We start from the raw sequence: 17,570 nt of genomic DNA, 5'->3' as shown, positions 1-17,570 counted from the left end.
CAATGTTAACGTGCGGCTTGTTGCGCTCAAATTTGCTCTTTGCCATTTCCGGCTCTCCGTTTTCTATCCCCTACCGGGGAAAACTTTTAACTTCTGTCAGCGTCTGGGTATTCCGGTCACTTCTGACCGGAATACTTCGCCTGGATTTCCTGCGCGACGTTCGACGGAACCGGCGCGTAGTGATCGAAGGTCATCGTGTACTGCGCGCGGCCCTGAGACATGGAGCGCAGGTTGTCGACGTACTTGAACATGTTCGCCAGCGGAACGTTTGCGTTGATCACAACGGCAACGCCACGCGATTCCTGGCCCTGGATCTGGCCACGGCGGGAGTTCAGGTCGCCGATAACGTCGCCGACGTAGTCTTCCGGCGTTACGACTTCGACCTTCATCATCGGCTCGAGAAGCTGTGCACCAGCCTTCTTGGCCGCTTCACGGAAGCAAGCACGCGATGCGATTTCGAAGGCGAGAACCGACGAGTCGACGTCGTGGAATGCACCGTCGATGAGCGTCGCCTTGACGCCGAGCATCGGGAAGCCAGCGAGCGGACCCGAAGACAGAACGCTTTCGATACCCTTCTGAACGCCCGGGATGTATTCCTTCGGAACAGCACCGCCGACGATCTTGGATTCGAAGACGAAATCTTCGCCATCCGGGTTCGGTTCGAACACGAGCTTGACGCGCGCGAACTGACCGGTACCGCCGGACTGCTTCTTGTGCGTGTAGTCTTCTTCGTGCTGACGCGTGATGGTTTCGCGGTAGGCAACCTGCGGAGCACCGACGTTGGCTTCAACCTTGAACTCGCGACGCATACGGTCGACGATGATGTCGAGGTGAAGTTCGCCCATGCCAGCGATGATCGTCTGGCCGGATTCCTGGTCGGTCTTGACGCGGAACGACGGGTCTTCAGCTGCCAGGCGGTTGAGCGCGAGGCCCATCTTTTCCTGGTCGCCCTTGGACTTCGGCTCGATCGCGATCTGGATGACCGGCTCGGGGAATTCCATGCGCTCGAGGATAACCGGCTTCAGCGGGTCGCAGAGCGTGTCACCCGTGGTGGTTTCCTTGAGACCGGCCAGAGCAACGATGTCGCCTGCAAAGGCTTCTTCGATGTCTTCACGGCTGTTCGAGTGCATCTGCAGCATGCGGCCGACGCGCTCGCGCTTGTCCTTGACCGTGTTCATGACAGACGAGCCCTTTTCGAGCTTGCCCGAGTAGATGCGTGCGAAGGTCAGCGAACCGACGAAGGGGTCGTTCATGATCTTGAACGCGAGCATCGACAGCGGCTCGGCATCGTCAGCATGACGTTCGATTTCAGCTTCGGTCTTGGCGTCGATGCCCTTGATCGCCGGAATGTCGAGCGGCGACGGCAGGTAGTCGACAACCGCGTCGAGAAGCGGCTGAACGCCCTTGTTCTTGAACGCGGTACCGCAGAACATCGGGTGGAACTTCACGTCGATGGTGCCGCGGCGAACGAGTTCGCGGATCTTGTCGTTCGAGGGCATGTTGCCTTCGAGGTAGGCTTCCATCGCGGCTTCGTCGATCTCGACAACGGTCTCGATCAGCTTTTCGCGATATTCTTCAGCCTTGTCCTTCATGTCGTCCGGGATCTCGACGACGTCCCACTGGGCGCCGAGCGATTCGTCGCGCCAGACGAGAGCGTTCATCTCGACCAGGTCGATAACACCCTTGAACTCGGTTTCAGCGCCGATCGGCAGCTGCATGACGACGGCGATCGCGCCCAGACGGGTCTTGATCATCTCGACCGAGCGGTAGAAGTCCGCGCCGGTCTTGTCCATCTTGTTGCAGAAGATCATGCGCGGAACGTTGTACTTTTCCGCCTGACGCCAGACGGTTTCCGTCTGCGGCTCAACACCGGCGTTGGCATCGAGAAGCGCGATAGCGCCGTCGAGAACGCGCAGCGAACGCTCGACTTCGATGGTGAAGTCAACGTGGCCGGGGGTGTCGATGATGTTGAAGCGGCGAGCCTTGCCGTCACGACCCTTCCAGAAGGTGGTCGTCGCAGCAGACGTGATCGTGATGCCGCGTTCCTGCTCCTGCTCCATCCAGTCCATGGTAGCGGCGCCGTCGTGGACTTCGCCGATTTTGTGGGACTTGCCGGTGTAGTAAAGGATGCGCTCGGTCGTCGTGGTCTTGCCGGCGTCGATGTGCGCCATGATACCGAAGTTACGGTAATCTTCGATTTTGTATTCGCGTGCCATAGTGGACTGCCTCTTGAGACGTTCGCGCCAGAATTACCAGCGATAGTGCGAGAACGCACGGTTGGCATCAGCCATCTTGTGCGTGTCTTCGCGCTTCTTCACGGCGCTACCACGGTTGTTCGCTGCGTCCATGAGTTCGCCGCAGAGGCGATCAACCATGGTCGTTTCGTTGCGCTTGCGTGCAGCCGTGATCAGCCAACGGATGGCGAGAGCCTGACGGCGCTCCGGACGAACGTCGACCGGAACCTGGTAGGTTGCACCACCAACGCGACGCGAACGCACTTCGACGTGCGGCGCGATGTTGTCGAGCGCGGAATGGAATACAGCAATCGGCTCCTGCTTCAGCTTGGTCTGAACCGCATCGAACGCACCGTAAACGATGCTTTCAGCGACCGACTTCTTGCCGTGCAGCATGATCGCGTTCATGAACTTCGTGACAACCAGATCACCGAACTTCGGATCCGGGTTGATCTCACGCTTTTCTGCTCTATGACGTCTGGACATACTTCTCGTCTCTTCAAACTATTTAGCGCTCTACCACGCGGAGGACCTCGCGCAGCGCCGGGATTTTCAAAACCGAATTACTTCGGACGCTTCGCACCGTACTTCGAACGGCGCTGCTTGCGGTTCTTGACGCCCTGGGTATCGAGAACACCACGGATGATGTGATAACGAACGCCCGGAAGGTCCTTAACGCGGCCGCCACGGATCATCACGACCGAGTGTTCCTGAAGGTTGTGGCCTTCACCCGGAATGTAGCCGATGACTTCGAAGCCGTTCGTCAGGCGAATCTTGGCAACCTTACGCAGAGCCGAGTTCGGCTTCTTCGGGGTCGTCGTGTAAACGCGGGTGCAAACGCCACGCTTCTGCGGGTTTTCCTGCAGAGCAGGAACCTTGTTGCGCTTTACCTGTGCCTGACGAGGCTTACGGATCAGCTGGTTTACGGTAGGCATATACCCATCCCTTGCAAAATCTTGTCACATTACCCTTGCGGGCGGATCGTTGCCGTCGCCGGCAGTTTCGAACGCCTCATGAAATGCGCAAAACAAGGGCCGATCCGCCTTTTCCGCAGATGGCCCCAAATAAAGCAGAGGACGCACTATTTCGTGCGTCGTGCGTGCAGCATTGTAGTCGTCAGCGTGCGTTTCGAACCTTGTTTGAGGCGAACTTCAGAACGCGACGTTCCGAACCAGCCAGCCTCACATGGGCTCCGATGCGGCGGGGTGTACTGATTTCAAGGCGAACAGTCAAGGGCAATTAAGAAATATTCCCGGACGCGTTCGCCCGGCATGCCTGAAAAACAAGGCTTTTGCACATGGTTTGGCGCCTGGCGCCCGCCTCATCTGCCCCTCTATGCCCGGAGTGTCTGACGGGATTAAGGAATCGGCAACCACTTTGTGGGGGTTTTCCACCACGATCGACTCGCTCTCCACGGCAAGCGTCCGCGCGGCGCTGCATTTCCATCGCGCTGATTCAAAAAGGACGCTAAGGTCGCACCAAGCCCATTCGAAAGGAAACAAAATGGCCGTCACCCCAGACAACGACAATGCCCCGGACGAGCCGATGGTGTTCATCATCATCGGCAAGGCCTACGAGACCGACGGCGACGAGGACGGCGTGGACATTCACGTGATGCTGAAGGCGCCCGACGACGACACCGCGGTGCGCGAGGCCCTGAACGCGCTTGCCGAAGAAGGTTTTCTGGAGGCCGACCTGGACCAGATCGGCACATTGACCGACGTTCCGAGCGAAGAGCCGCACGCCTCCGCCTATCAGGGCGCACTCGAAGGCGAAGTCGCGATCATCCGCTTCAGCTGATCAGCCGAAAACGAATTCCGCCGCTCGCGGCGGCACATCACACATGAAGAAGCCGCCGGGATTGCTCCCGGCGGCTTCTTTTTTGGGATCAAGAGGGCGAGACCGCCCTCCCCGATTACTCGGCTGCCGCGTTCTCGTTGGCGAGATCGGCGAGCATCGGCGTTGCGACGTCCGCACCCGTGCCACGACGACGCTCTTCCAGGATCATTTCGTCACGCGCGGTTGCGATGCGACGGATCTGGGTCATCGTGCCACCGGTACCGGCCGGGATCAGACGGCCGACGATGACGTTTTCCTTCAGACCCTGCAGGCCGTCGGTCTTGCCGGCAATTGCGGCTTCCGTGAGGACCTTCGTGGTCTCCTGGAACGACGCTGCCGAGATGAACGACGGCGTCTGCAGCGAGGCCTTGGTGATGCCGAGCAGGACCGGATCGCCGTAAGCCGGCTTCTTGCCCTGTTCGATCAGGCCGTCGTTGACGTCTTCGAGCTCGATGCGGTCGACGTTGTCGCCGACGATGTAGGTCGAGTCACCGGCGTCGGTGATTTCAACCTTCTGCAGCATCTGACGGACGATCACCTCGATGTGCTTGTCGTTGATGACAACGCCCTGCAGTCGGTAGACTTCCTGGATTTCGTTGACCAGGTAGGAAGCAAGTGCTTCCACGCCCTTGATCGCCAGGATGTCGTGCGGCGCCGGGTTGCCGTCGAGGATGTAGTCGCCCTTTTCGATGTAGTCGCCATCCTGAAGATGGAAGGGCTTGCCCTTCGGGATCAGGTATTCGACCGGCTCGACACCGTCTTCAGCAGGCTCGATCAGAACGCGACGCTTGTTTTTGTAGTCGCGGCCGAAGCGGATCGTACCATCGATCTCAGCGATGATGGCATGGTCCTTCGGACGACGTGCTTCGAACAGTTCGGCAACGCGCGGCAGACCACCGGTGATGTCCTTGGTCTTGGCGCTTTCGAGCGGCGAACGTGCAAGCACGTCACCCTGCGAAACCTTCGTGCCCGGCTCGACCGACAGAATGGCGTCGACCGAAAGCATGAAGCGGGCGTCGCCACCACGCGACAGCTTCATGACTGCGCCGTTCTTGTCCTTGATGACGATCGCCGGCTTCAGGTCGGTACCGCGCGGCGTCGAACGCCAATCGATAACCTGACGCTTGGTGATGCCGGTGGACTCGTCGGTCGCTTCCAGAACCGAGATGCCGTCGACGACGTCTTCGAAGTGAACGGTACCTTCCACTTCCGTCATCATCGGACGGGTGTAGGGGTCCCATTCGGCGAGACGCTGACCGCGCTTCACCTTGTCGCCATCGTCGACGAGGATCTTCGAACCGTAGGCGACGCGCTGCGAAGAGCGCTCGACGCCACGTTCATCCAGGATCTGGACGGCCATGTTACGACCCATGGCGACGAGAACGCCGTCAGAGTTGCGCAGCATGTTGCGGTTCTTGATCTGAACCGTACCTTCGTAGGACGCTTCCAGGAACGACTGGTCGACCACGGTCGCCGTACCACCCAAGTGGAAGGTACGCATGGTGAGCTGGGTGCCCGGTTCACCGATCGACTGTGCGGCGATAACGCCAACCGCTTCGCCCATGTTGACCGGCGTACCACGTGCCAGGTCGCGGCCGTAGCAGACGCCGCAAACGCCCGTCTGGATTTCGCAGGTCAGCGCCGAGCGGATACGGATCGACTGAATGCCAGCCTTTTCGATCTCGATGACATCCGGTTCAAGGATCATCCGGCCGGCATCGACGATGCGAGCGCCCGTGACCGGGTGATCGATGTCGTCAAGAGCCGTACGGCCGAGAATACGAGCGCCAAGCGAAGCCACGACCTGACCGGCATCGACGATCGCCGTCATGGTGAGGCCCTTGTCGGTGCCGCAATCGACGGAGTTGACGATGCAATCCTGCGCCACGTCGACGAGACGACGGGTCAGGTAACCGGAGTTCGCGGTCTTCAAGGCGGTGTCTGCCAGACCCTTACGGGCACCGTGGGTCGAGTTGAAATACTCGTTAACGGTCAGGCCTTCCTTGAAGTTCGAGATGATCGGCGTCTCGATGATTTCACCCGACGGCTTGGCCATGAGGCCGCGCATGCCGCCCAGCTGGCGCATCTGGTTCGGAGAACCACGAGCACCCGAGTGCGACATCATGTAGATCGAGTTCATCGGCTTCTGGCGACCATTGTCGTCGAACTCGACCGCCTTGATGCGGGCCATCATTTCTTCGGCGACCTTTTCGGTCGCCTTGCCCCAGGCGTCGACAACCTTGTTGTACTTTTCGCCCTGGGTGATGAGGCCGTCGTTGTACTGCTGCTCGTATTCCTTCACGAGCGCTTCAGTGTCGCCGACGATCTTCACCTTGGTGTCCGGAATGACCATGTCGTCCTTGCCGAACGAAATGCCGGCGCGGCAAGCATGGGCGAAGCCGAGCTGCATGATGCGGTCGCAGAAGATGACCGTGTCCTTCTGGCCGCAATGGCGGTAGACCGTGTCGATCATCTTGGAGATGTTCTTCTTGGTCATTTCCTGGTTGCAGGTGTCGAACGGCACGTTGACGTTGCGCGGCAGCAGCTCGCCGATGATCATGCGGCCAGGCGTGGTTTCATAGATCTTCGAAACCGGGTTGCCCTCGGCGTCGACGGTCTTGAAGCGGCCACGGATCTTGGCGTGCAGTGTCACGGCCTTGGTTTCGAGCGCGTGGTGCAGCTCGCCCATGTCCGAGAACGCCATGCCTTCGCCCGGCTCGTTCTGGTTCAGGATCGACAAGTAGTAGAGACCGAGAACCATGTCCTGCGACGGAACGATGATCGGCGCGCCGTTTGCCGGGTGCAGGATGTTGTTCGTCGACATCATCAGCACGCGGGCTTCGAGCTGAGCTTCGAGCGACAGCGGTACGTGAACGGCCATCTGGTCGCCGTCGAAGTCGGCGTTGAAGGCCGTGCAGACGAGCGGGTGCAGCTGGATCGCCTTGCCTTCGACCAGGGTCGGTTCGAAGGCCTGGATGCCCAGGCGGTGCAGCGTCGGTGCACGGTTCAGCAGAACCGGATGCTCACGGATGACCTCGTCGAGGATATCCCAGACTTCCGGCTTTTCCTTTTCGACGAGCTTCTTTGCCTGCTTGACGGTGGACGAGAAGCCCTTGGCGTCAAGACGTGCATAGATGAACGGCTTGAACAGCTCGAGCGCCATCTTCTTCGGCAGGCCGCACTGGTGCAGCTTCAGTTCCGGACCGGTCACGATGACCGAACGGCCAGAATAGTCGACGCGCTTGCCGAGCAGGTTCTGACGGAAGCGGCCCTGCTTGCCCTTGAGCATGTCGGACAGCGACTTCAGCGGACGCTTGTTGGCGCCGGTGATGACGCGGCCACGACGGCCGTTGTCGAACAGCGCATCGACAGATTCCTGCAGCATGCGCTTTTCGTTGCGGATGATGATGCCCGGAGCGCGCAGTTCGATCAGGCGCTTCAGACGGTTGTTACGGTTGATGACGCGGCGATAGAGATCGTTCAGATCCGACGTCGCGAAACGGCCGCCGTCGAGCGGCACGAGCGGACGCAGATCCGGCGGGATCACCGGAACGACCTTCATGATCATCCATTCCGGGCGGTTGCCGGAATCCATGAAGTTCTCGACGATCTTCAGCCGCTTCATCAGCTTCTTCTGCTTCAGATCCGAGGTCGTCTCAGCGAGCTCGGCGCGCAGGTCGCCGGCGATCTTTTCCAGGTTCATCGAAGCGAGCATTTCGTAGATCGCTTCGGCGCCGATCATGGCGGTGAACTGGTCTTCGCCGAATTCGTCCACGGCGAGCATGTAGTCTTCTTCGCTGAGGAGCTGGTTTTCCTTCAGCGACGTCAGACCCGGCTCGGTGACGATGTAGTTTTCGAAGTACAGAACGCGCTCGACATCCTTCAGCGTCATGTCGAGCAGCGTCGAAATGCGGCTCGGCAGCGACTTAAGGAACCAGATGTGGGCAACGGGAGCAGCGAGCTCGATGTGGCCCATGCGCTCACGGCGAACGCGCGACAACGTCACTTCGACGCCGCACTTTTCGCAGATGATGCCCTTGTACTTCATGCGCTTGTACTTGCCGCACAGGCACTCGTAGTCCTTGATCGGTCCAAAGATGCGCGCGCAGAACAGACCGTCGCGTTCCGGCTTGAACGTGCGGTAGTTAATCGTCTCCGGCTTCTTGATCTCACCGTAAGACCAGGAAAGAATCTTCTCCGGCGAGGCGATCGAAATCCGGATGGAATCGAAGGTCTGTGCAGGCACCTGCGGATTGAAAAGATTCATGACCTCTTGGTTCATGCCTGTCTCCTTTACGGGCTTTACGCCCTGAGCTTGGCGAGGGTGCCGACAAATCCCGGGCGCCGGCCCCTGCCCCATAAACAGCTAAAACCGCATTGGCTGCGGCTTCGTTCCTGCCGGAGACGTCAGCGTCTCCCGGCGGAAACGGTGCGCGCCGCATTGGCGGCACGCACCTTGGGTCTCTTTACTCGGCTGCGTCGGGCAGTTGCGCCGCGCCAGCCTCGTCGACCTTCGAGTTTTCGAGCTCGACCGAAAGGCCCAGCGAGCGCATTTCCTTGACGAGAACGTTGAAGCTCTCCGGAATGCCCGCTTCGAAGGTATCGTCGCCACGGACGATCGCTTCGTAGACCTTGGTACGACCAGCAACGTCGTCCGACTTCACCGTCAGCATTTCCTGCAGGGTGTAGGCGGCGCCGTACGCTTCGAGCGCCCAGACCTCCATTTCCCCGAAGCGCTGACCGCCGAACTGCGCCTTACCACCGAGCGGCTGCTGGGTGACGAGCGAGTACGGACCGATCGAACGGGCGTGGATCTTGTCGTCGACCAGGTGGTTGAGCTTCAGCATGTAGATGTAGCCCACGGTCACCTGGCGGTCGAACTGATCGCCGGTACGGCCGTCATAGAGCGTCGACTGACCGGTCACCTTCAGACCTGCCTGCTCCAGCATCTCGTTGACGTCGGCTTCGACAGCACCGTCGAAGACCGGCGTTGCAATCGAAACGCCGCGACGGGTCTGCTCGGCCAGGCGCACGATCGACTCGTCGTCGTACTGCTTGATCGGCTCACCCTTCGGGCCCGACCCGATGACGCTGTCGATGGTGTCGCGCAGCGGCTGGATATCGGCACCTGCCTTGTAGGCGTCGAGCATCGCGCCGATCTTCTGACCCATGCCGGCGCAAGCCCAGCCAAGGTGGGTTTCGAGGATCTGGCCGACGTTCATGCGCGAAGGCACGCCGAGCGGGTTCAGAACGACGTCGACATGCGTGCCGTCTTCCAGGAACGGCATGTCTTCGATCGGCACGATACGCGACACGACACCCTTGTTGCCGTGACGGCCGGCCATCTTGTCGCCCGGCTGGATCTTGCGCTTCACAGCGACGAAGACCTTGACCATCTTCATGACGCCCGGAGGCATTTCGTCGCCGCGCTGGACCTTCTCGACCTTGTCCATGAAGCGCTGTTCAAGGCGCGACTTGGATTCGTCGTACTGGGCGCGCAGAGCTTCGATCTCGCCCTGAGCCTTTTCGTCTTCGACGGCGAACATCCACCACTGCGAGCGGGGGTATTCGCTGACGACGAGGTTCGAAAGCTCGGTGCCCTTCTTGAAGCCCTTCGGGCCGGCAACGGCCGTGTGGCCACGCAGCATGTCGACGAGACGGGCGTAGACGTTGCGGTCCAGGATCGCCTGTTCGTCGTCGCGGTCCTTGGCGAGGCGTTCGATTTCCTCGCGCTCGATCGCCATCGCGCGCTCGTCCTTCTCAACGCCGTGGCGGTTGAAGACGCGAACTTCGACGACGGTACCGAAGGTGCCCGGGGGCATGCGCATCGAGGTGTCGCGAACGTCGGAGGCCTTTTCACCGAAGATGGCGCGCAGAAGCTTTTCTTCCGGCGTCATCGGGCTTTCGCCCTTCGGCGTGATCTTGCCGACGAGGATGTCACCCGGCTGAACCTCTGCACCGATATAAACGATACCGGCTTCGTCGAGGTTGCGCAGCGCTTCTTCCGAAACGTTCGGAATGTCGCGGGTGATTTCTTCCGGACCCAACTTGGTGTCACGCGCCATCACTTCGAATTCTTCGATGTGGATGGAGGTGAACACGTCGTCGCGCACGATCCGCTCGGAGAGCAGGATCGAGTCTTCGTAGTTGTAGCCGTTCCACGGCATGAACGCGACGAGCGCGTTGCGGCCGAGAGCCAGGTCACCGAGGTCGGTCGACGGACCGTCAGCGATGATGTCGCCCTTGTTCAGAATGTCACCGACGGTGACCAGCGGGCGCTGGTTGACGCAGGTGTTCTGGTTCGAACGCTGGAACTTCTGCAGACGATAGATATCGACGCCCGACTTCGACGGATCGAGGTCTTCCGTGGCGCGGATAACGATACGGGTCGCGTCAACCTGGTCGACGACACCGCCACGGCGGGCAGCAATTGCTGCGCCGGAATCGCGGGCAACGACCGGCTCCATGCCGGTACCGACGAACGGTGCTTCGGCACGCAGCAGCGGCACGGCCTGACGCTGCATGTTCGAGCCCATCAGTGCGCGGTTGGCGTCGTCGTTCTCAAGGAACGGGATGAGCGCCGCAGCGACCGAAACGAGCTGCTTCGGCGAAACGTCCATCAGGTTGATGTTGTCGCGCGGCGCCAGCATAACTTCGCCGGCATGACGGCAAACAACGAACTCTTCAGCGAACGAGCCGTCGTTCTCAAGAACCGAGTTTGCCTGGGCGACGTGGTACTTCGCCTCTTCCATTGCGGAGAGATAGACGACGTCGTTCGTCACCTTGCCGTCAACGATCTTGCGGTACGGGCTTTCGATGAAGCCGTACTTGTTGACGCGGGCAAAGGTTGCAAGCGAGTTGATCAGACCGATGTTCGGGCCTTCCGGCGTTTCGATCGGGCAAATACGGCCGTAGTGGGTCGGATGAACGTCGCGGACTTCGAAGCCGGCGCGCTCGCGGGTCAGACCACCCGGGCCAAGAGCCGAAAGACGGCGCTTGTGGGTGATTTCCGAAAGCGGATTCACCTGGTCCATGAACTGCGACAGCTGCGAGGAGCCGAAGAACTCGCGAACGGCGGCAGCAGCCGGCTTCGCGTTGATCAGGTCCTGCGGCATGACCGTGTCGATTTCGATCGAGGACATACGTTCCTTGATCGCGCGCTCCATGCGGAGCAGACCGAGACGGTACTGGTTCTCCATGAGCTCGCCGACCGAACGAACACGGCGGTTGCCGAGGTTGTCGATGTCGTCGATCTCGCCCTTGCCGTCACGCAGCTCGACGAGCATCTTGACGACAGCCAGGATATCTTCCTTGCGCAGGATGCGCACGGTGTCGGCGACTTCGAGGTCGAGGCGCATGTTCATCTTGACGCGGCCGACGGCCGAGAGATCGTAACGCTCGGCATCGAAGAACAGCGTGTTGAACATGGCTTCCGCGGAATCCATGGTCGGCGGTTCACCCGGACGCATGACGCGGTAGATGTCGAACAGAGCGTCCTGACGGTTCTCGTTCTTGTCGACGGTCAGCGTGTTGCGGATGTAGGCGCCGACATTGATGTGGTCGATGTCGAGAACCGGGATCTCGTCGAAACCGGCCGAGAGAATGACCGGAAGGGTCTTCTCGTCGATCTCGTCGCCGGCTTCGAGGTAGATCTCACCGGTGCTGAAGTTGACGACGTCTTCGGCAAGGTAGTTGCCGTAGAGATCATCATTGGTCGCCTTGAGCGCCTTCAGGCCCTTTTCCTGCAGCTGGCGCAGCAGACGCGGGGTCAGCTTCTTGCCGGATTCGACAACAACTTCGCCGGTGTCGGCGTCGATCATGTCGGCGAGCGCCTTCTGGCCCTTCAGCGCATCCGGCTGGAAAGGCACGCGCCAACCTTCGCCGTCGCGCTGGTAGAGCGACTTCGTGTAGAAGGTGTCGAGGATTTCCTCGCCGTCCATGCCGAGCGCCATCAGCAGCGACGTCACCGGAATCTTGCGGCGGCGGTCGATACGGGCGTGAACGATGTCCTTGGCGTCGAACTCGATGTCGAGCCAGGAACCGCGGTAAGGAATGACGCGGGCTGCAAAGAGCAGCTTGCCCGACGAGTGGCTCTTGCCCTTGTCGTGGTCGAAGAACACGCCCGGCGAACGGTGCATCTGCGAAACGATGACGCGCTCTGTGCCGTTGACGATGAACGTACCATTGTCGGTCATGAGCGGCATGTCGCCCATGTAGACGTTCTGTTCCTTGATGTCCTTGATCGACTTCGCGCCGGTATCCTCGTCGATATCGAACACGATGAGGCGCAGCGTCACCTTGAGCGGCGCTGCGTAGGTCAGATCGCGCTGACGGCATTCTTCGACGTCGAACTTCGGCGGCTCGAATTCGTACGAAACGAATTCAAGCATCGATGCGCCCGAGAAATCCTTGATCGGGAAAACCGACTTGAAAACAGCTTGGAGCCCTTCATCAGGGCGACCGCCCTTGGGCTCTTCAACCATCAGAAACTGGTCGTAGGATGCCTTTTGAACCTCGATGAGGTTCGGCATTTCTGCGACTTCTGGAATTTTACCAAAAAACTTGCGTACGCGCCTGCGACCGTTAAACGAAAGGGTCTGAGCCATCGTCGCTCCTTGTCAATCTTGCATCCGGGCCTGCAACGGACGGGAACCGATGGCCAGTCGACCCCGTCAATCAATGAGTAGTTCAATCTCGTCCAACCAACGAAAAACGCTCAGCGCGGATTGCTGTGCTGCCTTCCGTTCGAGACCATCCTCTTGAAGAACCCATTACCCAAAAGCCGTTTTTCGACAGGCTTTTGGGTAATATGTTCTAAAAACGGTCAAAGAGAGGCGGCCTGAAAAGGCCACCTCCCCTTGCATGTAGCCGAATTACTTGACGTCAACCTTGGCGCCAGCGTCTTCGAGCTTCTTCTTGAGGTCAGCAGCTTCAGCCTTGGAAACTGCTTCCTTAACCGGCTTCGGAGCGCCTTCGACCAGGTCCTTGGCTTCCTTGAGGCCGAGGCCGGTGATGCCGCGAACTTCCTTGATGACGTTGATCTTGTTGGCGCCAGCGTCAACGAGGATAACGTCAAACTCGGTCTTTTCTTCTTCAGCAGCAGCCGGAGCAGCAGCGCCGCCAGCAGCAGCGACAGCTACCGGAGCAGCAGCCGAAACGCCCCACTTCTCTTCGAGCAGCTTGGAAAGCTCAGCAGCTTCCAGAACGGTCAGCGAGGAGAGGTCTTCAACGATCTTTGCGAGATCAGCCATTTTACTTTTCCTTTTGTTCGGTTCGAACTGGTTTTAAATACAACAGCGAAAATCCGCCTTAGGCGGCTTCGTCCTTCTTGGCATAGGCCGAGAACACGCGAGCAAGCTGGCTTGCCGGTGCCTGAACAACCGTTGCGACGCGGGTTGCCGGGGCATTGAGAAGGCCCAGCAGCTTTGCGCGCAGCTCGTCGAGCGAAGGCAGGGTCGCGAGCGACTTGACTGCTTCGGCGTTGAGCGTGGTCGTGCCCATGGCGCCACCGAGAACAACGAGCTTGTCGTTGGTCTTGGCGAAATCCATGACAACCTTAGGAGCCGTGATCGGGTCTTCGCTGTATGCGATCAGCGTCTGACCCTTGAAGAGATTCGTCATCCCTTCCGACTCGGTGCCCTGAAGAGCGATCTTGGCCAGGCGGTTTTTCGCGACTTTGACGGTGCCGCCAGCAGCGCGCATCTTCGAACGGAAGTCGTTCATCTGCGCAACTGTGACACCAGCATAGTGGGCCACGACAACCGAACCGGAAGCCTTGAAGACTTCGTTCAGCTCCGTGACGAATTCGCGTTTTTCCGCTCTTTCCACTGTCTGTCTCCAGTAGACAGGGTTGCAATAATGCAGCCCCATCGGGTTTGCCTTTGTCACCCGAGATCTGCTCGATCCCTGATAACGCTTAAGGATCCTGTCCCTTGGCGTTCCCGGAAGAGCCGGGTCTGACACAAGGCAAGCGAGGTTCGAACCGAATTTCGACGCCTCCGGCGCCATAGTGAAATTCAGATCTTACCCGTCTCATGCAGGCCGAAGTGATTAAGGTATAACCACCCGCAATCTCGGACAGGAGTTCCGGACTTAACGTCCGGATTCCCGGCCCCGAAAGGCCGGGAATTCAGTCTCGGGCCGAAGCCCGAAATTCATTAGGCGACGCTGAGCGTGGCGGGGTCGATCTTGAGACCCGGGCCCATGGTCGACGAAATCGCGACGCGCTTGACGTAGTTGCCCTTGGCGCCGGTCGGCTTCGCCTTGACGACGGCGTCAGCGAAAGCGCGGATGTTTTCTTCCAGTGCCTTGGCGTCGAAGGACGCCTTGCCGATGCCAGCGTGAACGATACCGGCCTTCTCGACGCGGAATTCAACGGCGCCGCCCTTGGAAGCCTTGACGGCACCAGCGACATCCATCGTAACCGTGCCGACCTTCGGGTTCGGCATCATGCCACGCGGGCCGAGAACCTTACCGAGGCGGCCGACGAGCGGCATCATGTCCGGGGTGGCGATGCAACGATCGAAATCGATCTTGCCGCCCTGGACGATTTCGACGAGCTCTTCTGCGCCAACGACGTCAGCACCAGCAGCCTTGGCTTCATCAGCCTTGGCGCCACGTGCGAAAACGGCGACGCGAACCGAGCGGCCGGTGCCGTTCGGCAGGTTGACAACGCCGCGGACCATCTGGTCAGCGTGGCGCGGGTCAACGCCGAGGTTCATCGCAACTTCGATGGTTTCGTCGAACTTGGCAGTTGCGCGTTCCTTGACCATCGAGACGGCTTCGGTGAGGCCGTAGATCTTCGTCGGGTCAACGCCCTCGCGGGACTTCTGTACTCGCTTTGCAATCTTCGCCATGGTCTTAGCCTACCACTTCCAGGCCCATAGCGCGGGCGGAGCCCTCGATCATGGCCATTGCGCCTTCGATATCGGCAGCATTGAGATCCTTCATCTTGGCTTCGGCGATCGACTTGATCTGAGCCTTGGTGAGCTTGCCGGCCGAACCGCCCTTACCGGGGGTCTTCGAACCGGACTGGATCTTCGCTTCCTTCTTCAGGAAGTAGCTGACCGGCGGCTGCTTCATGACGAAGGTGAAGGACTTGTCCTGGTAATAGGTGATGACGACCGGGATCGGCATACCCTTTTCCATTTCCTGCGTGGCGGCATTGAACGCCTTGCAGAATTCCATGATGTTAATGCCACGCTGACCAAGCGCAGGACCGATCGGCGGGGACGGATTGGCCGACCCAGCCTTCACCTGCAGCTTGAGCTGGCCTGCAACTTTCTTAGCCATTTCTCTCTGCCTTTCTGAAATCCCCTTGCGACGGATCGCACCGAGGATCAATTGCGCCGGTTTCCCGACTTTTGCCGATCACGGGGATCGGCGGCTGCGGTTGCGTGGTGCGGAACATCCGACCCGGCTAAGGCCGGCATCCTTCCACGCGCATGCGGATTTCTCCGCCAGAATGGGCCGAAACCCACCCTATCCTTTTAAGGCCTTATCAGACCTTCTCGACCTGACCGTATTCCAGCTCGACCGGGGTCGCGCGACCAAAGATCGAAACTTCGACCTTGAGGCGCGAACGCTCTTCGTCGACATCCTGAACGACGCCGTTGAACGAAGCGAACGGACCATCCGAAACGCGAACCTGTTCGCCGATCTCGAACGAGACCGAAGGCTTCGGACGCTCGACACCATCCTGGACCTGACCGAGGATGCGCTCGGCTTCATGGTCCGGAATCGGAACGGGCTTGCTGTCGGTACCGAGGAAGCCGGTTACCTTCGGCGTGTTCTTGATGAGGTGGAATGCCTCGTCCGTCAGATTGGCGCGAACCAGAACGTAGCCCGGGAAGAACTTGCGCTCGGCGTCGACCTTGCGGCCACGACGCACTTCGACAACCTTCTCGGTCGGCACGAGAATCTTCTCGAACAGATGCTCGAGACCCTTCTGCTTGGCCTTTTCCTCGATCGATTCAGCGACCTTCTTTTCGAAGTTCGAATAGGCGTGAACAATGTACCAGCGCGCAGCCATACTAGCCTCCACCCAATCAAGCGCCAACGTTGAGGATGAGGCCGATCGCCCAACCCATCAACTGGTCCGCAGCAAAGAAGAAGGCAGCGGCAAAAAAGACCATGACAAAGACCATCAGCGTCGAGATCATCGTCTCGCGCCGAGAGGGCCAGGTCACTTTCGACGTCTCAGAGCGAACCTGCTGCAGAAACGTTACCGGATTCGTTTTGGATGCCATGTAATGCTCACGCCATTACGGCGCGTAAAGCCGATGATTCAGCCCCACGCACCGCGTGTCTGTTTGGACCCTACATAAAGACCGATTCTGAAAACCACAAGAGCCAATCAGTCTTTTCTGTGAATTTCGTCGATCGGCTAACCGATCCTTAAACTTACTCTGCCGAACCCTCAGCGCTTATGCAAGCCTGGAGAGAATGGCAGGGGCAGAGGGGCTCGAACCCCCGACCTGCGGTTTTGGAGACCGCCGCTCTACCAACTGAGCTATACCCCTATTCGGCTGCGTGCCCGTTTAACAACGTGTCGCCGCCTCAAGTCAGCGGCTTCATATTCAGTTTGCCGGAGGATGACAAGCACCTTTCAACGCCGATCCGAAAAAATCCGCATTCAATTGCATCTATCCCCTGCCCTGTCGGCCGGGGCGCCCCACAAAGAAAGGCAAGTCATTGCCTTGCCACTCAGAAATGCTCGCGGCGCTTCGGGCATTCGTTATCCTGGCGGAAGCCCTCTTCATCGGAATCGATTCGCATGCCGCGCATCACGCTGGTCGAATATGATCCGCTTTGGCCGTCGCTCTTCGAGCAGCGGGCGCTTTCCATCGCCACCCTGCTCTCTCCCTTCGTCGGCGCGATCCACCACATCGGCAGCACGGCGATACCCGGACTGGCCGCGAAGCCGAAGATCGATATCGACGCGGTGATAGCGGACCTGGGGGCGCTGCCGGCGCTCAGCGCCCGCCTCTGCAACGCAGGCTTCATCTTTCACGGTGACCCGCACGCAAGCGGCCTCTGGACGTTTACGACGGCAACGCGTCCCTATGGTACGCGGCTCTACCTCTGCGGAGAAGGCAATGCCGCCCATGCGGCCCGCCTCCTCTTCCGGGACCGACTGCGGGAAAGACCGGACGACGCCGCGCAATATGAGGCGTTGAAAAGACGGCTCGCCACGGAAGCCGGCAGCGACTGGGAATTCTACACCGGCGGCAAGCGCGCCTTCATCGAAGCCGTGCTGGCATCCTCCCCAACAAAAAAAGCCCCGCCGTCGCCGGCGGGGCCTTCCTACTGACTTCAAGTCAGCAGATTACTCGACGATCGAGGCAACGATGCCGGCGCCGTGTGCAAATCGCGCTTGCGCGCCATTTGCACCTTTTTGCTGCCGTCGGCAGCTTACGGCATCGCCTTTCGATCGTTACTCGACGATCGACGCAACGATGCCGGCGCCGACGGTACGGCCGCCTTCGCGGATAGCGA

General features: G+C 59.7%; 13 protein-coding genes and 1 tRNA gene. 2 read left to right on the top strand and 12 right to left on the bottom strand.

The window, feature by feature from the left end:
* Positions 1-116 precede the first annotated feature (116 nt).
* The 3 genes from fusA to rpsL form a co-directional block, all read right to left on the bottom strand.
* Complete coding sequence (gene fusA, locus L981_RS31710; RefSeq protein ID WP_043626308.1) at positions 117-2,216, bottom strand: elongation factor G; 2,100 nt, start codon at positions 2,214-2,216, stop codon at positions 117-119.
* A gap of 33 nt (positions 2,217-2,249) precedes the next feature.
* A complete protein-coding gene (rpsG, locus tag L981_RS31705; RefSeq protein WP_043626305.1) occupies positions 2,250-2,720 on the bottom strand; it encodes a 30S ribosomal protein S7 in 471 nt (156 codons plus the stop codon).
* A gap of 77 nt (positions 2,721-2,797) precedes the next feature.
* Positions 2,798-3,169, bottom strand: coding sequence for a 30S ribosomal protein S12 (rpsL, locus tag L981_RS31700; protein ID WP_003507760.1), 372 nt, complete (start codon positions 3,167-3,169; stop codon positions 2,798-2,800).
* Between the two features lie 568 nt (positions 3,170-3,737).
* Here rpsL and L981_RS31695 point away from each other — a divergent pair.
* The gene (locus L981_RS31695) at positions 3,738-4,034 is read left to right on the top strand and encodes a hypothetical protein (protein ID WP_034795498.1); all 297 of its coding nucleotides are present in this window, start codon (positions 3,738-3,740) and stop codon (positions 4,032-4,034) included.
* 115 nt (positions 4,035-4,149) lie between these two features.
* Here the strand turns inward: L981_RS31695 and rpoC are convergent, their stop codons facing one another.
* The 9 genes from rpoC to L981_RS31650 form a co-directional block, all read right to left on the bottom strand.
* Complete coding sequence (rpoC, locus tag L981_RS31690) at positions 4,150-8,355, bottom strand: DNA-directed RNA polymerase subunit beta' (protein ID WP_043626302.1); 4,206 nt, start codon at positions 8,353-8,355, stop codon at positions 4,150-4,152.
* Between the two features lie 184 nt (positions 8,356-8,539).
* Entirely contained in the window at positions 8,540-12,679 is a 4,140-nt protein-coding gene (gene rpoB, locus L981_RS31685) for a DNA-directed RNA polymerase subunit beta (RefSeq protein ID WP_043626299.1), read from the bottom strand.
* 267 nt (positions 12,680-12,946) lie between these two features.
* The gene (rplL, locus tag L981_RS31680; RefSeq protein WP_034795489.1) at positions 12,947-13,324 is read right to left on the bottom strand and encodes a 50S ribosomal protein L7/L12; all 378 of its coding nucleotides are present in this window, start codon (positions 13,322-13,324) and stop codon (positions 12,947-12,949) included.
* Between the two features lie 58 nt (positions 13,325-13,382).
* Entirely contained in the window at positions 13,383-13,901 is a 519-nt protein-coding gene (gene rplJ, locus L981_RS31675; protein ID WP_034795485.1) for a 50S ribosomal protein L10, read from the bottom strand.
* 329 nt (positions 13,902-14,230) lie between these two features.
* The gene (gene rplA, locus L981_RS31670) at positions 14,231-14,929 is read right to left on the bottom strand and encodes a 50S ribosomal protein L1 (RefSeq protein WP_043626296.1); all 699 of its coding nucleotides are present in this window, start codon (positions 14,927-14,929) and stop codon (positions 14,231-14,233) included.
* 4 nt (positions 14,930-14,933) lie between these two features.
* Positions 14,934-15,365 (bottom strand): 50S ribosomal protein L11, encoded by a 432-nt coding sequence (gene rplK, locus L981_RS31665; protein WP_043626293.1) that lies wholly within the window; start codon positions 15,363-15,365, stop codon positions 14,934-14,936.
* A gap of 208 nt (positions 15,366-15,573) precedes the next feature.
* Complete coding sequence (gene nusG, locus L981_RS31660) at positions 15,574-16,104, bottom strand: transcription termination/antitermination protein NusG (RefSeq protein WP_034795476.1); 531 nt, start codon at positions 16,102-16,104, stop codon at positions 15,574-15,576.
* A 16-nt stretch (positions 16,105-16,120) separates the two neighbouring features.
* Positions 16,121-16,321 carry a preprotein translocase subunit SecE gene (secE, locus tag L981_RS31655; protein ID WP_034795473.1) on the bottom strand — a complete coding sequence of 67 codons (201 nt, stop codon included), beginning with the start codon at positions 16,319-16,321 and terminating at the stop codon, positions 16,121-16,123.
* Between the two features lie 197 nt (positions 16,322-16,518).
* A tRNA-Trp gene (locus tag L981_RS31650) sits at positions 16,519-16,594 on the bottom strand.
* Positions 16,595-16,848: 254 nt separating this feature from the next.
* Here L981_RS31650 and L981_RS31645 point away from each other — a divergent pair.
* Positions 16,849-17,385: a GrpB family protein gene (locus L981_RS31645; RefSeq protein ID WP_043626290.1), complete on the top strand. Its 537-nt coding sequence runs from the start codon at positions 16,849-16,851 to the stop codon at positions 17,383-17,385.
* Positions 17,386-17,570 lie beyond the last annotated feature (185 nt).

The organism is Ensifer sp. ZNC0028 (assembly GCF_000799055.1).
Classification (GTDB): Bacteria; Pseudomonadota; Alphaproteobacteria; order Rhizobiales; family Rhizobiaceae; genus Ensifer.
This window is presented reverse-complemented; position numbering and strand designations above follow the sequence as displayed.

Bases quoted from the DNA above. Each gene is read 5' to 3' on its own strand.
- fusA (WP_043626308.1), bottom strand. From the start codon at position 2,216: ATGGCACGCGAATACAAAATCGAAGATTACCGTAACTTCGGTATCATG.
- rpsG (WP_043626305.1), bottom strand. From the start codon at position 2,720: ATGTCCAGACGTCATAGAGCAGAAAAGCGTGAGATCAACCCGGATCCG.
- rpsL (WP_003507760.1), bottom strand. From the start codon at position 3,169: ATGCCTACCGTAAACCAGCTGATCCGTAAGCCTCGTCAGGCACAGGTA.
- L981_RS31695 (WP_034795498.1), top strand. From the start codon at position 3,738: ATGGCCGTCACCCCAGACAACGACAATGCCCCGGACGAGCCGATGGTG.
- rpoC (WP_043626302.1), bottom strand. From the start codon at position 8,355: ATGAACCAAGAGGTCATGAATCTTTTCAATCCGCAGGTGCCTGCACAG.
- rpoB (WP_043626299.1), bottom strand. From the start codon at position 12,679: ATGGCTCAGACCCTTTCGTTTAACGGTCGCAGGCGCGTACGCAAGTTT.
- rplL (WP_034795489.1), bottom strand. From the start codon at position 13,324: ATGGCTGATCTCGCAAAGATCGTTGAAGACCTCTCCTCGCTGACCGTT.
- rplA (WP_043626296.1), bottom strand. From the start codon at position 14,929: ATGGCGAAGATTGCAAAGCGAGTACAGAAGTCCCGCGAGGGCGTTGAC.
- rplK (WP_043626293.1), bottom strand. From the start codon at position 15,365: ATGGCTAAGAAAGTTGCAGGCCAGCTCAAGCTGCAGGTGAAGGCTGGG.
- nusG (WP_034795476.1), bottom strand. From the start codon at position 16,104: ATGGCTGCGCGCTGGTACATTGTTCACGCCTATTCGAACTTCGAAAAG.
- secE (WP_034795473.1), bottom strand. From the start codon at position 16,321: ATGGCATCCAAAACGAATCCGGTAACGTTTCTGCAGCAGGTTCGCTCT.
- L981_RS31645 (WP_043626290.1), top strand. From the start codon at position 16,849: ATGCCGCGCATCACGCTGGTCGAATATGATCCGCTTTGGCCGTCGCTC.